The sequence below is a fragment of the Olsenella uli DSM 7084 genome (assembly GCF_000143845.1).
Lineage (GTDB): Bacteria > Actinomycetota > Coriobacteriia > Coriobacteriales > Atopobiaceae > Olsenella > Olsenella uli.
This window is the reverse complement of record NC_014363.1, coordinates 933,180-951,220: the sequence shown is the minus strand read 5'-3', so window position 1 is coordinate 951,220 and position 18,041 is coordinate 933,180. Positions and strand designations below refer to the sequence as shown.

Genomic DNA, 18,041 nt, shown 5'->3' with positions numbered 1-18,041 from the left:
GCCTAACGTCCGGAGGCGAGACTCCCGCCCCCGGACGATTGGCGCCTGACTTGAAGCCTAGAGATCCTCGCGCGCGAAGGGCATGCTCATGCAGCGGGGGCCGCCACGGCCGCGGGAGAGCTCTGCGGACGGAACGACGAGGAGGTCGAGACCCTCCTTGTAGAGGACGTCGTTGGTGACGGTGTTGCGCTGGTAGACGCAGATCTTGCCAGGAGCGACGCAGAGGGTGTTGGAGCCGTCGTTCCACTGCTCGCGGGCAGCTGCGACGGGATCGCCGCCGCCGCACTTGATCAGCTTGACGGAATCCAGGCCCATGGCCTTGGCGAGAACGTGCTCGAGGGTGTCGTTCATCTCCTCGATCTTGACCTCGCCCTGGGCAGTGCCCTTGGTGAGCTTGAAGACCTGGAGGGTGCCCATGATACCCGGGTGAATGGTGAACTTGTCGACATCGATCTGGGTGAAGACGGTGTCAAGATGCATGAAGGCACGCGAGACGGGGATGTTGAACGCGTAGATGGTGTCAATCTCGCACTCGTCGGCCTTGTCCCAGAACATGTGCTGGGCAAGGGTGTCGATGGCAGCCGCCTGGGTGCGCTGGGAGATGCCGATGGCCAGCGTGTGGGCGTTGATGTTGAGGACGTCGCCGCCCTCGGTGTGGTACGCGGAGTCGCGGCGGTACCACAGCGGAGCGTCGTTGTACTCGGGATGGTCGCGGAAGACGTACTTCCCGAAGAGGGTCTCGCGGTTGCGCGTGACCGAGAACATGTGGTTCAGGTTGACGCCCCTGCCGACGATCGCGAACGGGTCGCGCGTGAAGTAGGTGTTGGGCATCGGATCGATCAGGAGGTCGGACTCGGACTCGTGATCGTTGCCGACAAGGTCGGCCAGGAGGTTGCTCGACTTGCTGGGGAGCTCGAGCTCGTCCTTGCGGATGCCGGCGATGCACTTCTCGACGAAGGCCTGGGTGTCCTCGATGGAGTCCATGAACTCCTTGACGGTGGCGCGGACATGACGGCCACGGAGGCCGGACTCGTCAAGCCACTGCTCGGTGAACTCCTCGCGGGAGCCTGCGGCATCGAGGGCCTCGGCGACGAGCTTCTCGAGATAGAGGACCTCGACGCCCTGCTCGCGCAGGATCTCCGCAAAGCGGTCGTGCTCCTGCTGCGCGACCTCGAGGAAGGGCACGTCGTCAAAGAGCAGACGGCCGAGCTCGTCAGGCGGCAGGTTCAGGAGTTCCTCACCGGGACGGTGAAGACAGACCTTCTTCAAGGGGCCAATCTCGCTGTGGACATAAAGCCCGTTAGCCATGGTTCCTCCCACTCCTTTCGTGCCGGAATCCACCGACACCACAAACGGATACTCCACTGCAGGCGCCCAAGGCCATCCGGCGAGCGTGGCCTTGCCCTGCGCGTCTGCAGCACCAGAATAACGCCATCCAGGAATATATCCAATACATTTTTCCCTATGACAAAAATCCCGCTTCTTTTGCGGGAACGGTAGCATTCAGCCTACGAGCGGTAGGGTCATCTGTATTCGTGACTATTATATGGTTATTTAACTGCTATTTCATATATTTGTAACATTTTTTCGTCGATAGGTCCTCATCGAGGGGTCTATATTCGCCCCTGCGCTTGAAAATGCCTAACATCTCATATTTATACTATATCTATACGAAAACATCCTATTCTATTGCATATATCGTCCCGACGCGTCGCGGCGGACGACCCCACCGGAGGTAACGCTTGCGTAAGGGGAGCGCAGTGGCGGGGACAGGGGTGTCCGGGCTTGTTAGACTCCAGTTAGGCAGGAGGACACCGTGGGCTGGAGCCAACATGGACAAGAAGGGTCGGCGGCAGGCGGGCGGCGCGGATGGGCTCCGGCGCACGAAGCCCAAGCCACGCAAGGACGCCAAGGGAGGGCACAAGGGCAAGGCCACGAGCGAGGACTTCTCCTACACACAGAATCGCGAGGTGAGCTGGCTGCGCTTCGACGACCGCGTCCTCGACGAGGCCTTCGACGAGACGGTCCCGCTCTTCGAGCGCCTCAAGTTCGTCGCCATCTTCGGGAGCAACCTCGACGAGTGGTTCATGATCAGGATCGGTGGGCTCAGCGACCTGACGCTCCTGAAGCGACAGCCCAGGGACAACAAGTCCAACGAGACGCCCGCCGAGCAGCTGCGCACCGTGCTCTCGATGCTCCCCGCCCTGATCGAGAGGCAGAAGGACGCCTTCGCCCAGATCGAGGCGCACCTCGCCGAGAGGGGGCTCGCGCGCGTGTCCCGCGACGAGCTCACCGACGCAGACCGCGTTGCCATCGCACGCCACTTCGACGCCCGCCTCGCCCCGTTCGTCTCGCCCATGATAGTCGACCCGCGCCACCCCTTTCCCAACCTCAGGAACGGTCAGCTCTATGTCACCTGCTCCCTAGACGGCGACGATGAGGAGGGACTGCTCGGACTCGTGGAGATACCCCCCGCCCTCGAGCGCGTAGTCGCACTTCCCCCGACTGCGTCGGAGTGGCGCTACATCCTCGTGGAGGACGTCGTGCTCGCCTGCCTTGACGGCTGCTTTGGCGACTACGTGGTGACCTCGGCGGCCACGATCAGGGTGACCAGGAACGCCGACCTGGACCCCGACGGCGAGGGCGTCGGCGAGGAGGAGGACTACCGCCAGCACATGAAGAAGGTGCTCAAGCTGCGTCAGCGCCTCCAGGCGGTCAGGCTTGAGGTCGGGGGCTCGCTTCATGCGGACCTGCTCGGCTACGTACGTCAGGAGCTTGGTCTCGAGGAACGGCGCGTCTTCACATGCGACATGCCGCTTGACCTGAGCTATGTCTACGGTCTTGAGCGGCACATACCCGAGGAGAGCGTGGCCGAGCTCACCTTCGAGCCGTTCCGTCCCCAGGTCTCCCCCATGGTCGACCTCACGCGACCGGTCCGACCCCAGATCGAGGACCACGACGCCCTCCTCTTCTATCCCTACGAGAGCATGTCTCCCCTGCTCGTCCTCCTGAAGGAGGCTGCGGGGGACGACGCATGCGTCTCCATCAGGATCACCCTCTACCGCGTAGCCAAGCAGTCGAAGCTCTGCGAGAGCCTGGTGCTCGCCGCCGAGAACGGCAAGGAGGTCACCGTGCTCATGGAGCTCAGGGCCCGTTTCGACGAGGCGAACAACATCGCTTGGGCCGAGCGCCTCGAGCACGCCGGATGCACGGTCATCTATGGTTCGGAGGGCTACAAGGTCCACTCCAAGATCTGCCAGATCGCCTACCACGACCAAGCGGGTGTCAGCTACATCACCTGTCTGGGAACGGGGAACTTCAACGAGAAGACTGCACTCCTGTATTCCGACTTCATGCTGCTCACGGCACACGGGGGCATAGGCGAGGACGGCAACGTCTTCTTCCGCAACCTGTCACTGGGCAACCTTTCGGGCAGCTACCGCCATCTCGGTGTCGCCCCGTCGGGGCTCAAGCCGCTCGTGATGCGCGGCCTCGAGCGAGAGATCGAGCGTGCCCGCAGGGGCGAGGGCGCCCAGGTGTTCATGAAGATGAACTCCCTCACCGACCGCGACGTCATAGACAAGCTCAGCGACGCCTGCAGGGAGGGGGTGCGCGTCATCCTGATCATCAGGGGCATCTGCTGCATCAGGGCAAACGTCAAGGGCAGGACCGAGGGCCTGGTCATCCGCCAGATCGTGGGCCGCTTCCTCGAGCACGCGCGCGTCTACGCCTTCGGCGTCGAGACGGACACCGTCTACCTGTCCAGCGCGGACATGATGACGAGGAACACCGAGCGCCGCGTCGAGATCGCCTACCCCGTTCTCGACCCCACCTGCAAGGCGCTTGTCGTCGGCTATATGAACCTCCAGCTGGCGGACAACGCGAAGGCGCGCCAGCTGACGGAAGAGGGCACCTGGGAGGTCGTTGGGCGCGGAGGGAACGCGAGACGGATCGCAAGCCAGGAGCTGCTCCTCTCGCTCGCCTACAGGAGGGCCCACGCGGGTGGCGTGGCGGGTCCTTTGGGATTGCCCACGAGCATCCGCACGCAGCTCGCGGATGACGAGATGGAGCGCCTGGGTGCGCTGCCCGCCATCAGCTCCTACGGTGATGCCGCGACGCCCGCCCCAAGACCCGCTCCGATCCCGCGGGCGAAGGGCGCGGCCGCGTGCGCAAACCGTGATGAGGTCGAACCCTCCTCCATCATACGGGGCGGAAGGGTCTCCCTCGGGTTTAGACTGATCGGGCTCGGCATCCGCGAGCTGTTCACGGGAAGCCTCTCCCGAAGGAGGAAGTAGTTGCCAGACGAGAGCGCGCTGCGCCACGAGGAACTGACCATAGAGCGCATGGCATATGGCGCCGACGCGGTCGCCCACGCGGCGGACGGCAAGGCCGTCTTCGTCTCGGGCGGGGTGCCCGGCGACGTTGCGAGGGTCGCCATCACCCAGGACGGCACGTCCTTCTCGAAGGGGAGGGTCGAGAGGGTCCTCGCACCCTCGCCCGACCGCGTCGGGCCCCCCTGCCCCCTCTGCACCGTCTGTGGAGGTTGCCCCTGGGGAAGCCTGTCCTACAGCGTCCAGCTTGCGGCGAAGCGCGCCAACGTCGTGGACGCCCTCGCGCGCATCGGTCGCCTGCCCGCAAAGGAGGCGGAGCGGCTCGTGGGCCCCTGCGCCGTCGCAGGCGATCCGTGGGGCTACCGCAACAAGGTCGAACTCGCATTCGCGCGCAGGGGGGGCAGGGCCCTCGTCGGCATGCATGGCGCCGGAGGCCAAGGCGTCATCAAGGTCGACCGCTGCCCCCTCTTGGACAAGCGCTACGAGAGGATGACCAAGTCTGTGGCGGGCGCCGTGTCCTACCTCGCCAACTCCCATGCCCTCGACATCGAGCGCATCGGCATACGCGCATCCAGGCGCACGGGCGAGGTGGAGGTGGCCCTCTGGACCGAGCCGGGGCCCTTCCCACGGGCGCAGGTGGCAAAGGTCCTCGGCGACGCATGCAGGACGACCTCCGTGGTCCGCGTCCTCACCAAGGGGCCACAGAAGGCCCGTCGCGTGACGGGCGTCGAGCGCCTCGCGGGACGCGGCCACTGGGGCGAGCTCGTGGGCTCGGAGCGCATGTCCGTGTCGGCGCCCTCCTTCTTCCAGGTGAATACCCGTGGTGCCGAGAGGCTCGTGTCGCTCGTGCTCGAGGGGCTTCGCCCCACCGAGGACGATGGGGCCATGGACCTCTACTGCGGGGCCGGCACCTTCACGCTCCCCCTTGCACGTCGCTGCGCCTGGGTCAGCGCCGTCGAGTCCTACGGCCCTGCCGTGCGTGACCTCAGGCATAACCTCGACGTCGCCCGTCTCGACAACGTCGATGCCCAGGGTGGGGATGCCGACCGCGAGTTCCCGCAGTCCGACGCCGACGTCATCGTGGTTGATCCCCCCCGGGCGGGCCTCGGGGGGGCCGTCGTCGACAAGCTCTCGGCACAGGACGCCCGCGCCATCGCCTACGTCTCCTGCGACCCCGCCACGCTTGCACGTGACCTCGCACGCTTCCGCGAGCGCGCTGCGTTCGCCATCGAGAGCGTGGTGCCGGTCGACCTCTTCCCCCAGACGTTCCATGTGGAGACCGTCACCATCCTCAGGCATGTCTAGCCGGCGGTACACGAGCCCGGATCCCCTTGTTCGAACCGGGCGGGAAGGGCCAATTTGGCCGCAGGGCACATTGACACTGGCGTTCGGCGGCACGAAATAGTACAAAGGAGCCAGAGGCACTTGGGTAAGGGGCCCAAGGTTCTATCAGTGGGAGAGGAATTCATCATGAAGGCTACTGTTAACGAGGATTGCATCGGCTGCGGCCTCTGCGAGTCCACCTGCGACGCCGTCTTCGCCATCGGTGACGAGGGCATCGCCGAGGTCGTCGTCGACGAGGTCCCCGAGGAGAGCGAGGATGCCGCCCAGGAGGCCGCCGACAACTGCCCCGTCAGCGCCATCGGCATCGAGTAGCGCGCAACCGACCTTGGCTCGCCTGGGCGGGCCGTGCGAGGGGCCGCCTTTCGGCGGTCCCGTTTTTGTGGGGGTGCTTTCGGCATGATACTTGCATCTGCCTCTCCGCGTCGGAGGGACCTGCTGCGCGAGCTGGGCATCAGCGTGGACGTGCAGCCGTCTGACGTGGACGAGAGTCCCCTGCCCGGCGAGCTGCCCGTCACGCTCGTCGAGCGGCTCGCCCGTTTGAAGGCCCAGGCCTGCCTCGACTCCCTCGGGTGCCTCCCAGACCATGACGTCATCGTCGCGGCCGACACGATCGTATGGACGGGCGAGGGCGGGGCGCTGGGAAAGCCCGCAGACGCCCGTGACGCCGAGCGCATGCTCCACGCGCTCTCGGGGAGGAGCCACTGCGTCTCGAGTGGAGTCTGCCTTCTCTCCCCCACCCAGGCCCGCTCCTTCGTGGAGACGACGAGGGTGTGCTTCTATGATCTGTCCGACGAGGAAATAGCCTCCTATGTGGCAAGCGGGGAGCCTCGGGACAAGGCCGGCTCCTACGGCATACAGGGTCGCGGTCGGCTCTTTGTGCGGGGGATCGAGGGCGACTTCTACAATGTCGTCGGGCTTCCCGTCGCCCGTCTCATGCGGGAGCTCAATCTCATGGGGGAGGCACTCGGCCCCAGACTGGCGCCGGACGCACTGCCGGGAGGCAAGCATGGATGGTAGGGTCACAAGCGTCACGCATATGGATGGCATCTTCGCCGCCAGCGTCACGGATGGAGACGCGGCAACGGGCTGCACGGTCGTCGTCTGCCCCCGAGGGGCCACAGCTGGCGTCGACGTCAGGGGCGGGGCACCCGCAACGCGCGAGACCGACCTCCTGAGGCCCGAGGAGAGCGTGGGGGTCTTGCATGCCGTCGTCCTCTCGGGTGGCAGCGCCTATGGACTTGCGGCCGCCTGCGGTGTCGCCGAGGAGTTGGAGAGACGCTCCATTGGCCTGGACGTGGGCGTGGGCGTCGTGCCGATCGTCTCGTCAGCCTGCCTCTTCGACCTCGGTTGCGGCAGGGCTGACGTCAGGCCCGACGCAAGCTTCGGCGCCGAGGCCACACGCAGGGCGCTCTGTGGCGCCGAGGAGGCCCTCGAGACGGGCAACGTCGGCGCTGGAGCCGGCTGTACCGTCGGCAAGCTCGCCGGGATGGGGCGGGCAATGAAGTCCGGGTTGGGCGAGGGCGTGAGCCAGAGGGGCGCCCTTGTCTGCGGGGCCATAGCCGCGGTCAACGCCGTCGGCAACGTGATCGACCCCCGCTCGGGCAGAACGATCGCAGGCGCGCTCAGCGAGGGTCACGACGCGATACTGGACGTGGATGCGGCCATGGACGCCGCCGCCGGGAGGGAGCCGCTGCTGCGCACCAACACGACCATCTCCTGCGTTACCACCAACGCGCGCCTCACCAAGGCACAGGCCACCAAGGTCGCTCAGATGGCCGCCGATGCCTATGCCCACGCCATCAATCCCACGCACACGCCACTTGATGGGGACACCGTCTTCGTGATGGCCACAGGTGAGGTCGAGGCATCTGTGGAGACCGTCGGCTACCTCGCCACCGGCGCGCTCGAGCAAGCCATCGTCAGCGCCGTCCGAGATGCCCCCTCCGCCCACGGCTACCCCTCTGCGCGGGAGTTTGCCTGACGGACGGCACGGATGGCCCGCGCACATATCGTCCCTGTGGTCTCCCTCGCAATCGGAGCCATGCTCCATGGGGCACGGGCGCTCTGGTAGAATGTGCCCATCCCATTCTGGTACGCCTTTTGCTGGCGCGGAGTCGCGTCAGCAGCCAACCGTCGCCAGCAGTCAATCGTAACCTCAGGTTCAGGGGGTTTGATGCCATCCATCACAAGCGTCGGATCGAAGGGTCCCGTCAGGCTCTCGCGCACCGCAGACGAGATGGGTCTCGGCTTCTCCGATGTCGTCATCGTCTTTGCCAGCAATGAGTACTTTGCGCCCTACATGGCCGTGGCATTGGAGTCGGTCGTCGAGGCGGCCTCCCCTGAACGCCACTACGACATCGTCATCCTCACTCGTGACATCACGCAACAGACCATGGAGACCCTCGTCGCCCACGTGGGGTCGTCAAACGTCTCCATCGGCTTTTTGGACGCGGAGTCGGCGCTGCAGGGCACGAAGCTCCCCCATCACGGGCATTTCAGGCCCGAGACCTTCTTCAGGCTCCTGGCCCCCTGGATGCTGCCCCACTGCGACAAGGCCATCTACCTTGACAGCGACCTCGTCGTCCTAGACGATCCGGCACGGCTCTTCGACATCGGGGTCGACGGCTATCTCCTCGCCGCCACGCGCGACGCCGACACCATCGGACAGCTCGAGGGCTACGACCACACGGTTGGGCCCTATCTCGCAGACGACCTGGGCCTCAGCGATCCCTATCAGTACTTTCAGGCAGGGGTCCTCCTGCTCAACCTCAAGGCCTTCCGTCACATCTTCACCATAGAGGACATGCTGCGGCTCTCCACCGTCCGCGTCTGGCGCTGGCTTGACCAGGACATACTCAACATGCTCGCGGACGGCAAGTACGTCAGGCTCGACATGCGCTGGAACACCCTCATGGACTGGAAGGCCCTCAGACGCGACCACATCATTGCACAGGCACCGCAGGACATACGCTCGCAGTACGACGCCGCACGTGACGATCCCGCCATCGTGCACTTCGCGGGACCCGATGACAGGCCGTGGGACTACCCCGACTGCGACATGGGTGACTACTTCTGGCGCTTCGCGCAGAGAAGCGCCTTCCTCGACGTGCTCGAGCAACGGCTCGACAGCTCCCAGCACTCCGCCCGCGGCCGGCTCAACCGCGTCAAGGTCGACGTCATCTTCAAGGGCATCATGCCTGCCTTCGACCGCATCTGCCCACCCGGCAGCAAGCGTCGGACACGCGTCATCCAAGGCTACGTCGCCATCGGCGGCGACATCACGTAGCCTTGAGGCGGGCGGGCGAGGCGAGGGCCGGGGCCGGCGGGGCGGCCGTCAGTTGAACTTCACGAGCCTCTGGGCCACGTGGTACAGGCCGATCGTGACCTTGTCCCCGGCACTGGTGGGGAGGTTGGTGAAGGTGCCCACGATGCCGCGGCGGGCATGGCGGTACATGCGCGGGTCGTACTCCTTGAGCTCCGCCCAGAGCCGGGCGAGCTGGTCCATGGCGTCGGGGCGGTCCGAGAGACGCGAGAACACCGAGCAGATCGCCATGATGATCGTGAAGTAGCCCAACATGTAGCTGCGCAGCTTGGGAGACTCGACGTCCTGATAGAGGTGGTACGACCTCATCATGATACGCGCGACGCGCCAGTAGTGGTCGATGCGCGACACGAGGACGGGCTCGTTGACGGACTGGTCGTCGCGACCGATGAAGTAGCGGTACAGGTCGACGTCAAGGTAGTAGATCGTCGACACGCGTGGCAGGGGCACGTAGGCGTAGACGTTGTCGACGTAGAAGGTGTGGGCCGGCATGGGGACGCCCCCGGCGCGCAGGACGTCCGTCCGGTAGCAGAGGGCGTGCATGAGCAGGTATTGGCTCATGTTGAAGTGCCCGATCTGCCCCCAGCCGAAGACCCTTCCCTTGGGGAGGGCGAAGCCGTAGTCGACGACGTTGCGCGTCCCGTCCTCGACATGCTCGTAGACGTAGTTCGTGATGACCAAATCGACACGATCCCCGAGCTCGATGAAGCGCCTCAGCTGGGCGAGCAGGGCCTGGAGCGAGGCGGCGTCGACCCAGTCGTCGGAGTCGATGTTCTTGAAGTAGACGCCCTCGGCGTGCTCGAGTGCCTTCATGACCGCGACCCCATGGCCCCCGTTCTCCTGATGGACGGCCTTGACGATAGAGGGATGGCGCTCCTGCCACGCCCGTGCGCGGGCAAGCGTGTCATCCTTTGTGGACCCGTCGTCCACGATGACGATCTGCACGTCCTCGGCGAAGTCACTGCCCTCAAGGATCGACTTGACGCAGTGGTCCATGTATCCCGCCGAGTTGTAGCACGGAATCGAAAAGGTGATGGTCTTCTGCATTGCCTGGTCCTGCCGCTCCGAAGACGCGGAGCCTAGTGGTTGTTGATGATCTCGTCGGAGAGCTCGAGCGCGGAGGCGGTGACGCCATCCATGTCGTAGTAGCGGTACTCGGCGAGGCGCCCGACGGCATGGAAGTTCAAGATGCCCTCGACGCGGGCACGATATTTGCCGTAGAGCTCCAGGTTCTCGGGGTCGTTGACGACGTAGTAGGGCGTCTCCCCCACTCCTGGCAGGTAGCTGCGGGAGTACTCGCGAAGGATGGTGGTCCTGCCAGGCGCCACCTGGCCAGTCATGTTCTTGAACTCGGTGATGCGGGTGAAGTTCTCCGAGACGGTGTAGTTGACGGTACCGACAGGCTGGAAGCGCTCCTTCTCGAGCGTCTCGAAGACCATGTCGACGGTGCGGTACGGCAGGGCGCCAAGATCCATCCCGAAGAGCTCGTCGAGGGCGCCCGTGTAGACGACCTCTCCGCCGTAGGACCTGCCGCAGACCTCGACCGTCGTGTCGGTGACGTGCATGACGTCACGGGCGTCAACGCCCAGGAACACGGAGATCAGGTCGTGGTCGAGCATGCGCTCGAACAGGGCGGTGTAGGAGACGGCGGGCATGCCCTGGTGCAGGGCCTGTGGGAAGTAGCGGTCGTCGTCGCCCACGAAGACGGGCACACGGCCGGTGACCGCAGGGTCTATCTGGTCGGGCGTCTTCCCCCACTGCTTCATGGTGTAGTGGAGGAACACGTTCTCGTAGACGTAGTCCGCGACCTCCTCGAGCTCGGGATCGTCCTTCTCGCGGAGCTCGAGGATGGGGACCTTGCGGTCCCGACCGAAGGTCGCGACGAGCTTCTGGTACAGGCGCTCGCCACGCTCCTCGCCAAAGGCCGCAAGCAGGCTCTGGTGGTTGAAGGGCACCGGCACCAACGTACCGGAGATGTTGGCGAGAACCTTGTGGGAGTAGGGCATCCAGTCGGTGAAGCGGGAGAGGAACTCGTGCACGCGGTCGTCATTGGTGTGATAGATGTGCGGACCGTATCGGTGGACGAGGATGCCCGCCTCGTCCTCGCAGTCGTAGGCGTTGCCCGCGACGTGGGGACGGCGCTCGAGGAGCGCGACCTTGTAGTTGCAGGCCTCGGCGAGACGGCGGGCGCATACGGCGCCGGCATAGCCCGCGCCGACGACGATGGCGTCGTAGCCATCGGGATTGAAGTCCTCGGGAAGGCCGTTGGTGATGGTCATGGCTTTTGTCGTCCTTTCAGGTCAGACAGCGCATCTGGTCCGCGAGAGCCTGCCGCGCAGGGCGGACCGGGCACAGGGCGAACGCCGGCACCCGATTGCTCGGTTGATTCTAGCATGTGGCCCTATAATGAGTCCCACGGGCGCCGAATACCCAGCCGACGTGCATAACTGCCGACTCGGGACCCGCAACGGACACGGTACGGCTTGGCATGGAGGGGTTTCGATGAGCGAGTTTCTGCAGAGGATGAAGGACGCCGCCAGGGCGGACAAGAAGACGATCGTGCTGCCTGAGGGCGAGGATCTACGCACCATCGAGGCAGCCGAGAAGATCGTGGCGGAAGGCCTCGCGGACCTCGTTGTCCTCGGCGACCCCAGCCAGGTCAAGGTTGACGGCGTCAGGGTGATAGACCCACGTACCGCCGAGAAGCACGACGAGTACGCCGCCAAGTTCGCGGAGCTGCGCGCCAAGAAGGGCGTCACCCTCCCCGAGGCCATGGAGCAGATGAACGATGCCACCTACTTCGGCACCATGATGGTCAAGATGGGGGATGCCGACGGCCTGGTCTCCGGTGCCTGTCACTCCACCGCCAACACGCTGCGTCCCGCGCTCCAGATCCTGAAGACCGCCCCGGGCACCAAGCTCGTCTCGGCCTTCTTCATCATGTGCACCGACAAGGAGGAGTACGGCGAGAGGGGCACCCTGCTCTTCGCCGACTGCGGCCTCAACATCGACCCCACCGCCGATGAGCTCTCCGAGATCGCGTTGGCATCCGCCCACACCTGGACACGTTTCATGAGCGACGAGCCCAAGGTCGCGATGCTGTCCTTCTCCACCATGGGCTCCGCCAAGGGCGAGGTTCCCACCAAGGTCCAGGAGGCCACCAGGATCGCGAACGAGAAGGAGCCCGGGCTGGCACTCGATGGCGACCTCCAGCTCGACGCGGCGCTCGTACGCTCCGTCGCCGACCTCAAGGCACCTGCCTCCCGGGTGGCCGGAGGCGCCAACATCCTCGTCTTCCCCGACCTCGAATCTGGCAACATCGGCTACAAGCTCGTCCAGCGCTTTGCCAGCGCGGAGGCTTACGGTCCTGTGCTCCAGGGCATTGCCAAGCCAGTCAACGACCTCTCCCGCGGCTGTTCGTCCGATGACATCGTGGGCGTCGTCGCCATCACGGCCGTCCAGGCACAGATGGCCGAGTAGGGGATGTTCGCGCAGGCTGAAGAGGGACACCGAGGCGCCGCTCCCGTACGGGAGCGGCGCCTTGCCCTGTCGGCAGGGCGACGGGGGCGGGTTCAGGGAACGTCCGCAGGCGCCTAAGCGAGGGGTCCCAGCCCCCTCTCCCCCGGCATCTGCCAGGCATGCTGGTCGGTATGGAGCAGCTCCTCGGCGCGCTTCGACATCGGTGCGCCAAAGTACTCCTCATAGCACCGCACGATGGAGGGGTTCTCGTAGGAGTTGCGGTACTGGGCGATCTTGTCTAGGCCATAGAGGACCTGGCCGCGTTCCCCCGCACGCTCCTCGCCCTCGCGGATGGGCTGACCGCCACCTCCCACGCAGCCACCCGGACAGGCCATGACCTCGACGAAGTCGTAGGAGGCCCTTCCCGCGAGCACGGCATCGCACAGGCGTTTGGCGTTTGCCAGGCCCGAGGCGACGGCAACGCGGACGGACGTCCCCGCCAGGTCGAACGTCGCCTCCTTCCATCCCTCGAGGCCGCGTACGCGCTCGAACATGTCTTCCTCGGGCGACCGCCCGGTGACGATGTGGTGGGCGGTGCGCAAGGCGGCCTCCATGACGCCGCCCGTGGCACCGAAGATGATGCCGGCACCCGTCCCCATGCCCAATGGCTCGTCGAAGGCAGAGGGCTCGAGGGCGTCCACGCACACGTGCTCCGCACGGATCATGCGCGTGACCTCGCGGACCGTCAGGACGGCATCCACGTCGGGGTCGCCGCAGGCGTCGTTCATGCACTCGATGTCAGCCTCGGCCTTCTTGGCCACGCAGGGCATGATCGAGACGGAAAAAATCCCATGGGGATCGAGGCCGAGCAGGTCGGCATAGTAGCTCTTGACCACGGCGCCGAACATCTGCTGAGGCGACTTGGAGGTGGACACGTGGTCGACGAGCTGGGGGTAGTGCGCCTTCACGAAGCGGACCCAGCCCGGACAGCAGGAGGTGAACATGGGGAGCCTCTCGGCAGCGTCCTTGTCACCCTCCCTTGCCATATGTGCAAGGAGCTCGGTGCCCTCCTCCATGATCGTGAGGTCGGCCGAGAAGTCCGTGTTCACGATGTAGTCGAAACCCATGGGCCGCAGCGCAGAGACGAGCCTGCCCAGCGAGCCCTCGTCTGCCCCGAGGCCGAACTCGTCGCCCCAGGATGTGCGTACGGAGGGGGCCACCTGCACGATCGTCGTGACGTTGGGATCGGCCAGAGCCCTGAACACGCGCTCGGTGTCATCGCGCTCGCGCAGGGCGCCCGTCGGGCAGTGGGTTATGCACTGCCCGCAGTAGGTGCAGTCGACGTCGTCAAAGCTGCGTCCGCCGACAACGTTCACCGTCCGATGGGTCGAGCGGCTCGTGGCGTCCCAGATGCGCGAGGCCTGGACCTTGTCACACACCTGCACGCAGCGCATGCAATCGATGCACTTGTGGTTCTCCCTGATGAGGGGGTACGTCTTGTCCCAGTGGACGAATGGCACGTGCTCGGCGTAGTCCAGGTAGTAGATGTTGAGGTCGTTCGCGAGCTCCTGGAGGGTGCAGTTCCCCGACCGGACGCAGCTGGTGCAGGCCGTCTTGTGACGCGAGAGCAGGAGCTCGACGTTGACCTTGCGCGCCGCGCGGGCCTTGGGGCTGTTCGTCCTGACGACCATGCCGTCCAGCACGTAGTTGTTGCACGAGGCGACAAGCTGGTCGATGCCCTCCACCTCGACGGCACAGACACGGCATGAGCCGATCTCGTTTATGTCCCTCAGGTAGCAGAGGGTCGGGATGTTGACACCGGCCGTCCGTGCCGCGTCGAGGATGGTGGTGTGCTCCTCGACCTCGACCTCCCTGCCGTCGATGGTGAGCCTTACCATGTCATGACCCTTCCCCCGCGGAACGCCCCGTGGCCGAAGTGGTCGCACCTCAGGCAGCGCGCCGCCTCCTGGTGCGCCTCCTGCGCCGTGAGACCCCTCTCGACGAGCCCCCAGTCCCCGACGCGATCCGCTGCCTCGCGGTTTGTCATCTCGCAGCGGGCGCAGGACGTCTTGCCCTTGAACTTGACGGGGGGCATGTCGACGTTGTGCTTGTCGATCAGGTGCTCGAAGCCCAGGTAGTGATCGATGTTCGCTGCGGCGACCTTCCCGGCGTTGACGGCACGGATGACCGTCGCTGGGCCGCTTTGGCAGTCGCCCCCCACGAAGACGCCCTCGAAGCCATCTACGGTCCCATCCTCGTTCGCGACGAAGCGCCCGTGGTCGCACGGGATGCCCTGGGCTTCGAACGGCGCGGACTCGATGGCCTGGCCAATGGCGACGACCACGCGGTCACAGGGGATGATGCGCTCCGCCGTGTCGGCGGGGCGCGGGGCGGGACGGCCGCTCCGGAAGCCCCCGATGATCTGGGGCTGCACGGCAAGCCCCGTGACCGCACCATTCTCGGCGACGATGCGCAGCGGGGCGTTGAGCGTAAGAAGCTCGCAGCCTTCGGCCCGGGCGCCCTCTATCTCCTCGTCCTGCGCCGTCATGTCCGTGACGCGGCGGCGATAGACGATGGACACCTTGTCCGCACCGCAGCGCACGGCCGAGCGGGCGACGTCCATGGCGACGTTCCCTCCACCCACGACGCAGACGCGCTCATGCGTGAAGTCGGGAGCCATGCCGTCGCCGATGCAACGGAGCATCTCGACGGCGGAGAGCACCCCTGTGGCGCCCTCCCCCTCAAGCCCGAGCTTGCGGTCGCGGTGGGCACCGATGGCGATGTAGGTGCCGTCGAAGTCCTCACGAAGCCGCGAGATGTCCTCGACCTTGCTCTCGTACTCCACGTGGACGCCCAGACCGACGATCCAGTCGATCTCCGCCTGAAGGCGCTCGCGGGGCAGGCGATAGCTGGGGATGCCATAGCGCAGCATGCCCCCCAGATGCCTGCGGGCCTCGAAGATCGTGACGTCGTGGCCCATGACCGTGAGGTAGTAGGCGGCGGAGAGGCCGGCGGGGCCACCCCCGACGATGGCGATGCGCCTGCCGGTCTTGGGCGCCATGTGAGGGCGGTAGTCCCTCTCCATGTTGTCGACGGCAAAGCGCTTGAGCCCGCGGATGTTCATGGGATCGTCGACCATGCCGCGGCGACAGTGCATCTCACAGGGATGCTCACACACATACCCGCACACCAGAGGCAGTGGGTTGTCCTTGCGGATGAGCCGGACGGCCTCGACGTTCTGCCCCGCCTCGACGAGGGAGATGTAGCCCGGGATGTCCACCCCCGCCGGACAACCCGATACGCAGGGCACCGTCATGCTCTGCTCGAAGCCGCAGGCGTGGTGCCTGAGATGGAACTCGAAGTCGTCGCGGAAGCCCCGCACCGCCTCGAGGGCCATCTCGCCCGCCTCGTAGCCTATCGCGCAGTCGCTCGACAGATAGATGGCCTCTGCGGTCCTCTCGATGAGGTCGATGGTGTACTCCTCGGCCGTGCCGTCGAGGACCCGCTCCATGAGCTCGCCGAGAGCTGGCAGGCCGATGCGACAGGGCGTGCACTTCCCGCAGCTCTGCGTCATGCACATGCGCACGAAGGCGGCCGAGAACTCGACCGGACACGGTTCCAGGGAACTCACGGAAAGGCGCTTCTCGACGGCCTTGTGGAGGTCGTCCATGACCTGTTGCGCCTCGCTCCTCTCCATGACGTGCAGTCTTGCCATAGATCCCCCAATCCTGGCAGCACCTGGTCAACGAAATGAATACTAAATCATGATCATTTCTCCCGTAAGGGATATCATCGCCCATCCAGCGAACGGTAGCTATAGCCCTCTAAGCACACGCAAGAGGGTGCGCAAAGCTGGGTCCTCGCAGCCTGTGAAGGTGGATCTGCCCGATATACGACCCTGCAGACCCATCTCTTTGAATTTTATGTTGTGCGATTGCCTGAAGCCTGAGACGACATGCACGACTAGGCTGGCATCGGACCGGCGGCGCGCACCTCGGCAGCCATATCGGGATACTTCTCGGCAGCGTTGTCGACAAACATCTGGGCGAGCGCACGGGCGCTGCGGTCGTACTCATTCTTGTCCGACCAGGTGTTCCGGGGGTTGAGCACGCGGCTGTCGACGCCCTCTATGTGCTGGGGGACATCAACGTTGAAGATGGGGTCGTGCGCGAACTCGGCCTCCTCGACCGATCCGTCAAGGGCCGCAGAGACCATGAGGCGCGTGGAGGCGAGGTCCATGCGGCTGCCAATGCCATAGGGGCCACCCGTCCAGCCCGTGTTGATGAGGTAGACGCGCGTACCCCCGCACGACATCTTCTCTCCGAACATCCGGGCGTAGCGCAGGGGCGAGAGCGGCATGAACGGCTCGCCGAAGAGCGTGGAGAAGGTGGGCTGGGGCTCGGTGACGCCACGCTCGGTGCCGGCAACCTTGCTCGTGAAGCCGGAGAGGAAATGGTACATGGCTGCGTTCTTGTCGAGGCGCGCGATGGGAGGGAGCACGCCGAAGGCGTCCGCAGTCAGGAAGATGATGACATTGGGGTAGCGTCCCTGCCCCATGACCTGGGCATTGTCGATGTAGTCGATGGGATACGCAACGCGTGTGTTCTCGGTCAGGGTCCCATTGAAGTAGTCGGGCTTGCGCGTGACGTTGTCCACGGTCACGTTCTCGCACATGGCGCCGAAGCGGATGGCGTGGAAGATCTCGGGTTCCGTCACCGCAGAGATGCGAATGGCCTTTGCGTAGCATCCGCCCTCGAAGTTGAACACGCTGCCCTCGGACCACCCATGCTCGTCGTCGCCGATGAGCATGCGCTGGGGGTCGGCGGAAAGGGTCGTCTTTCCCGTCCCGGAGAGGCCGAAGAAGACCGCCGTCTCCCCCGTCACGGGGTCCATGTTCGCGGACGAGTGCATGGGCAGGACGTTCTCCTCGACGGGCATCAGGTAGTTCATGACCGAGAAGACCGACTTCTTGATCTCGCCGGAGTACTGCGTGCCGGCGATGAGGATCTCGTGGCGCTGGAAGTTGATCAGGACGGCGGCCTCGGAGTTTGTGCCGAACTCGGCAGGGTCGAGCTTGAGACCCGGGGCGACGAGGACGCTGAAGTCCTGTGGGTCGAAGTCCGCGAGCTGGCGCTTGGAGGGGCGCACCAGGAGCTGGCGCGCGAAGAGGGCCTGGCTGGCACGCTCGCACACAACCAGGAACTTGCGGCACCAACGACGGTCGGCACCGGCGATGGCGTGGACGATGTAGAGGTCGTGCGCCTTGAGGTAGTCAGTGATGGCCTTCCTGACCTTCTCGTAGCCCTCGATGGAGAACGGCATGTTGACCGAGCCCCAGGCTATGTCATCGTGGACGTCGGGCGTATCGACGATGAAGCGGTCATGGGGCGATCGGCCCGTATACTTGCCCGTCTCGACGGCAAGCGCACCTGTCGAGGTGAGTATGCCCTCGTGGTTGGCAAGGGCCTTCTCGATGAGGACGGCAGGTGAGGCGTCCGTGAGGATCGCCCCCCTGCAGCCACTGAGACCACAGGCTGCAAGCTGCTCAGGAATCATGCTGACCTCCCTTTGTGCCGACATTTGTC

13 protein-coding genes are annotated in these 18,041 nt (G+C 65.2%); 7 read left to right on the top strand and 6 right to left on the bottom strand.

The annotated features are described in order from the left end of the window. Nucleotides 1-57: 57 nt before the first annotated feature. A complete protein-coding gene (gene arcA, locus OLSU_RS04170) occupies nucleotides 58-1,308 on the bottom strand; it encodes an arginine deiminase (protein WP_013251701.1) in 1,251 nt (416 codons plus the stop codon). A gap of 524 nt (nucleotides 1,309-1,832) precedes the next feature. Here arcA and ppk1 point away from each other — a divergent pair. From ppk1 to OLSU_RS04140, 6 genes are all read left to right on the top strand, one after another. Then, nucleotides 1,833-4,295 (top strand): polyphosphate kinase 1, encoded by a 2,463-nt coding sequence (gene ppk1, locus OLSU_RS04165; protein ID WP_013251700.1) that lies wholly within the window; start codon nucleotides 1,833-1,835, stop codon nucleotides 4,293-4,295. Beyond that, nucleotides 4,296-5,636, top strand: coding sequence for a 23S rRNA (uracil(1939)-C(5))-methyltransferase RlmD (rlmD, locus tag OLSU_RS04160; RefSeq protein ID WP_013251699.1), 1,341 nt, complete (start codon nucleotides 4,296-4,298; stop codon nucleotides 5,634-5,636). Nucleotides 5,637-5,801: 165 nt separating this feature from the next. Then, nucleotides 5,802-5,987 carry a ferredoxin gene (locus OLSU_RS04155; protein ID WP_036573933.1) on the top strand — a complete coding sequence of 62 codons (186 nt, stop codon included), beginning with the start codon at nucleotides 5,802-5,804 and terminating at the stop codon, nucleotides 5,985-5,987. A gap of 84 nt (nucleotides 5,988-6,071) precedes the next feature. Then, nucleotides 6,072-6,692, top strand: a complete 621-nt coding sequence (locus OLSU_RS04150) for a Maf family protein (protein WP_013251697.1) — start codon at nucleotides 6,072-6,074, stop codon at nucleotides 6,690-6,692. Then, a complete protein-coding gene (locus tag OLSU_RS04145) occupies nucleotides 6,682-7,656 on the top strand; it encodes a P1 family peptidase (RefSeq protein WP_013251696.1) in 975 nt (324 codons plus the stop codon). The genes OLSU_RS04150 and OLSU_RS04145 overlap by 11 nt, the downstream gene beginning before the upstream one ends. 192 nt (nucleotides 7,657-7,848) lie before the next feature. After that, nucleotides 7,849-8,961 carry a glycosyltransferase family 8 protein gene (locus tag OLSU_RS04140; protein ID WP_013251695.1) on the top strand — a complete coding sequence of 371 codons (1,113 nt, stop codon included), beginning with the start codon at nucleotides 7,849-7,851 and terminating at the stop codon, nucleotides 8,959-8,961. A gap of 48 nt (nucleotides 8,962-9,009) precedes the next feature. On the opposite strand, the gene OLSU_RS04135 is transcribed toward OLSU_RS04140, so the two are convergent. After that, entirely contained in the window at nucleotides 9,010-10,044 is a 1,035-nt protein-coding gene (locus OLSU_RS04135) for a glycosyltransferase family 2 protein (protein WP_013251694.1), read from the bottom strand. A gap of 32 nt (nucleotides 10,045-10,076) precedes the next feature. Beyond that, on the bottom strand, nucleotides 10,077-11,276 hold the full coding sequence (gene glf / locus OLSU_RS04130; RefSeq protein WP_013251693.1) for a UDP-galactopyranose mutase: 1,200 nt from the start codon (nucleotides 11,274-11,276) through the stop codon (nucleotides 10,077-10,079). Between the two features lie 223 nt (nucleotides 11,277-11,499). Here glf and pta point away from each other — a divergent pair, with 223 nt between their 5' ends. Next, entirely contained in the window at nucleotides 11,500-12,477 is a 978-nt protein-coding gene (pta, locus tag OLSU_RS04125; RefSeq protein WP_013251692.1) for a phosphate acetyltransferase, read from the top strand. Nucleotides 12,478-12,590: 113 nt separating this feature from the next. On the opposite strand, the gene OLSU_RS04120 is transcribed toward pta, so the two are convergent. The 3 genes from OLSU_RS04120 to pckA form a co-directional block, all read right to left on the bottom strand. After that, nucleotides 12,591-14,354, bottom strand: coding sequence for a [FeFe] hydrogenase, group A (locus OLSU_RS04120; protein ID WP_013251691.1), 1,764 nt, complete (start codon nucleotides 14,352-14,354; stop codon nucleotides 12,591-12,593). Then, nucleotides 14,348-16,171 carry an NAD(P)-binding protein gene (locus OLSU_RS04115; RefSeq protein ID WP_013251690.1) on the bottom strand — a complete coding sequence of 608 codons (1,824 nt, stop codon included), beginning with the start codon at nucleotides 16,169-16,171 and terminating at the stop codon, nucleotides 14,348-14,350. Before OLSU_RS04115 ends, OLSU_RS04120 begins: the two co-directional genes overlap by 7 nt. 248 nt (nucleotides 16,172-16,419) lie before the next feature. Further along, nucleotides 16,420-18,012 (bottom strand): phosphoenolpyruvate carboxykinase (ATP), encoded by a 1,593-nt coding sequence (gene pckA / locus OLSU_RS04110; protein ID WP_013251689.1) that lies wholly within the window; start codon nucleotides 18,010-18,012, stop codon nucleotides 16,420-16,422. Nucleotides 18,013-18,041 lie beyond the last annotated feature (29 nt).

Coding starts and splice junctions, on each gene's coding strand:
- arcA (WP_013251701.1), bottom strand. CDS start 1,308: ATGGCTAACGGGCTTTATGTCCACAGCGAGATTGGCCCCTTGAAGAAG.
- ppk1 (WP_013251700.1), top strand. CDS start 1,833: ATGGACAAGAAGGGTCGGCGGCAGGCGGGCGGCGCGGATGGGCTCCGG.
- OLSU_RS04155 (WP_036573933.1), top strand. CDS start 5,802: ATGAAGGCTACTGTTAACGAGGATTGCATCGGCTGCGGCCTCTGCGAG.
- OLSU_RS04150 (WP_013251697.1), top strand. CDS start 6,072: ATGATACTTGCATCTGCCTCTCCGCGTCGGAGGGACCTGCTGCGCGAG.
- OLSU_RS04145 (WP_013251696.1), top strand. CDS start 6,682: ATGGATGGTAGGGTCACAAGCGTCACGCATATGGATGGCATCTTCGCC.
- OLSU_RS04140 (WP_013251695.1), top strand. CDS start 7,849: ATGCCATCCATCACAAGCGTCGGATCGAAGGGTCCCGTCAGGCTCTCG.
- OLSU_RS04135 (WP_013251694.1), bottom strand. CDS start 10,044: ATGCAGAAGACCATCACCTTTTCGATTCCGTGCTACAACTCGGCGGGA.
- glf (WP_013251693.1), bottom strand. CDS start 11,276: ATGACCATCACCAACGGCCTTCCCGAGGACTTCAATCCCGATGGCTAC.
- pta (WP_013251692.1), top strand. CDS start 11,500: ATGAGCGAGTTTCTGCAGAGGATGAAGGACGCCGCCAGGGCGGACAAG.
- OLSU_RS04120 (WP_013251691.1), bottom strand. CDS start 14,354: ATGGTAAGGCTCACCATCGACGGCAGGGAGGTCGAGGTCGAGGAGCAC.
- OLSU_RS04115 (WP_013251690.1), bottom strand. CDS start 16,171: ATGGCAAGACTGCACGTCATGGAGAGGAGCGAGGCGCAACAGGTCATG.
- pckA (WP_013251689.1), bottom strand. CDS start 18,012: ATGATTCCTGAGCAGCTTGCAGCCTGTGGTCTCAGTGGCTGCAGGGGG.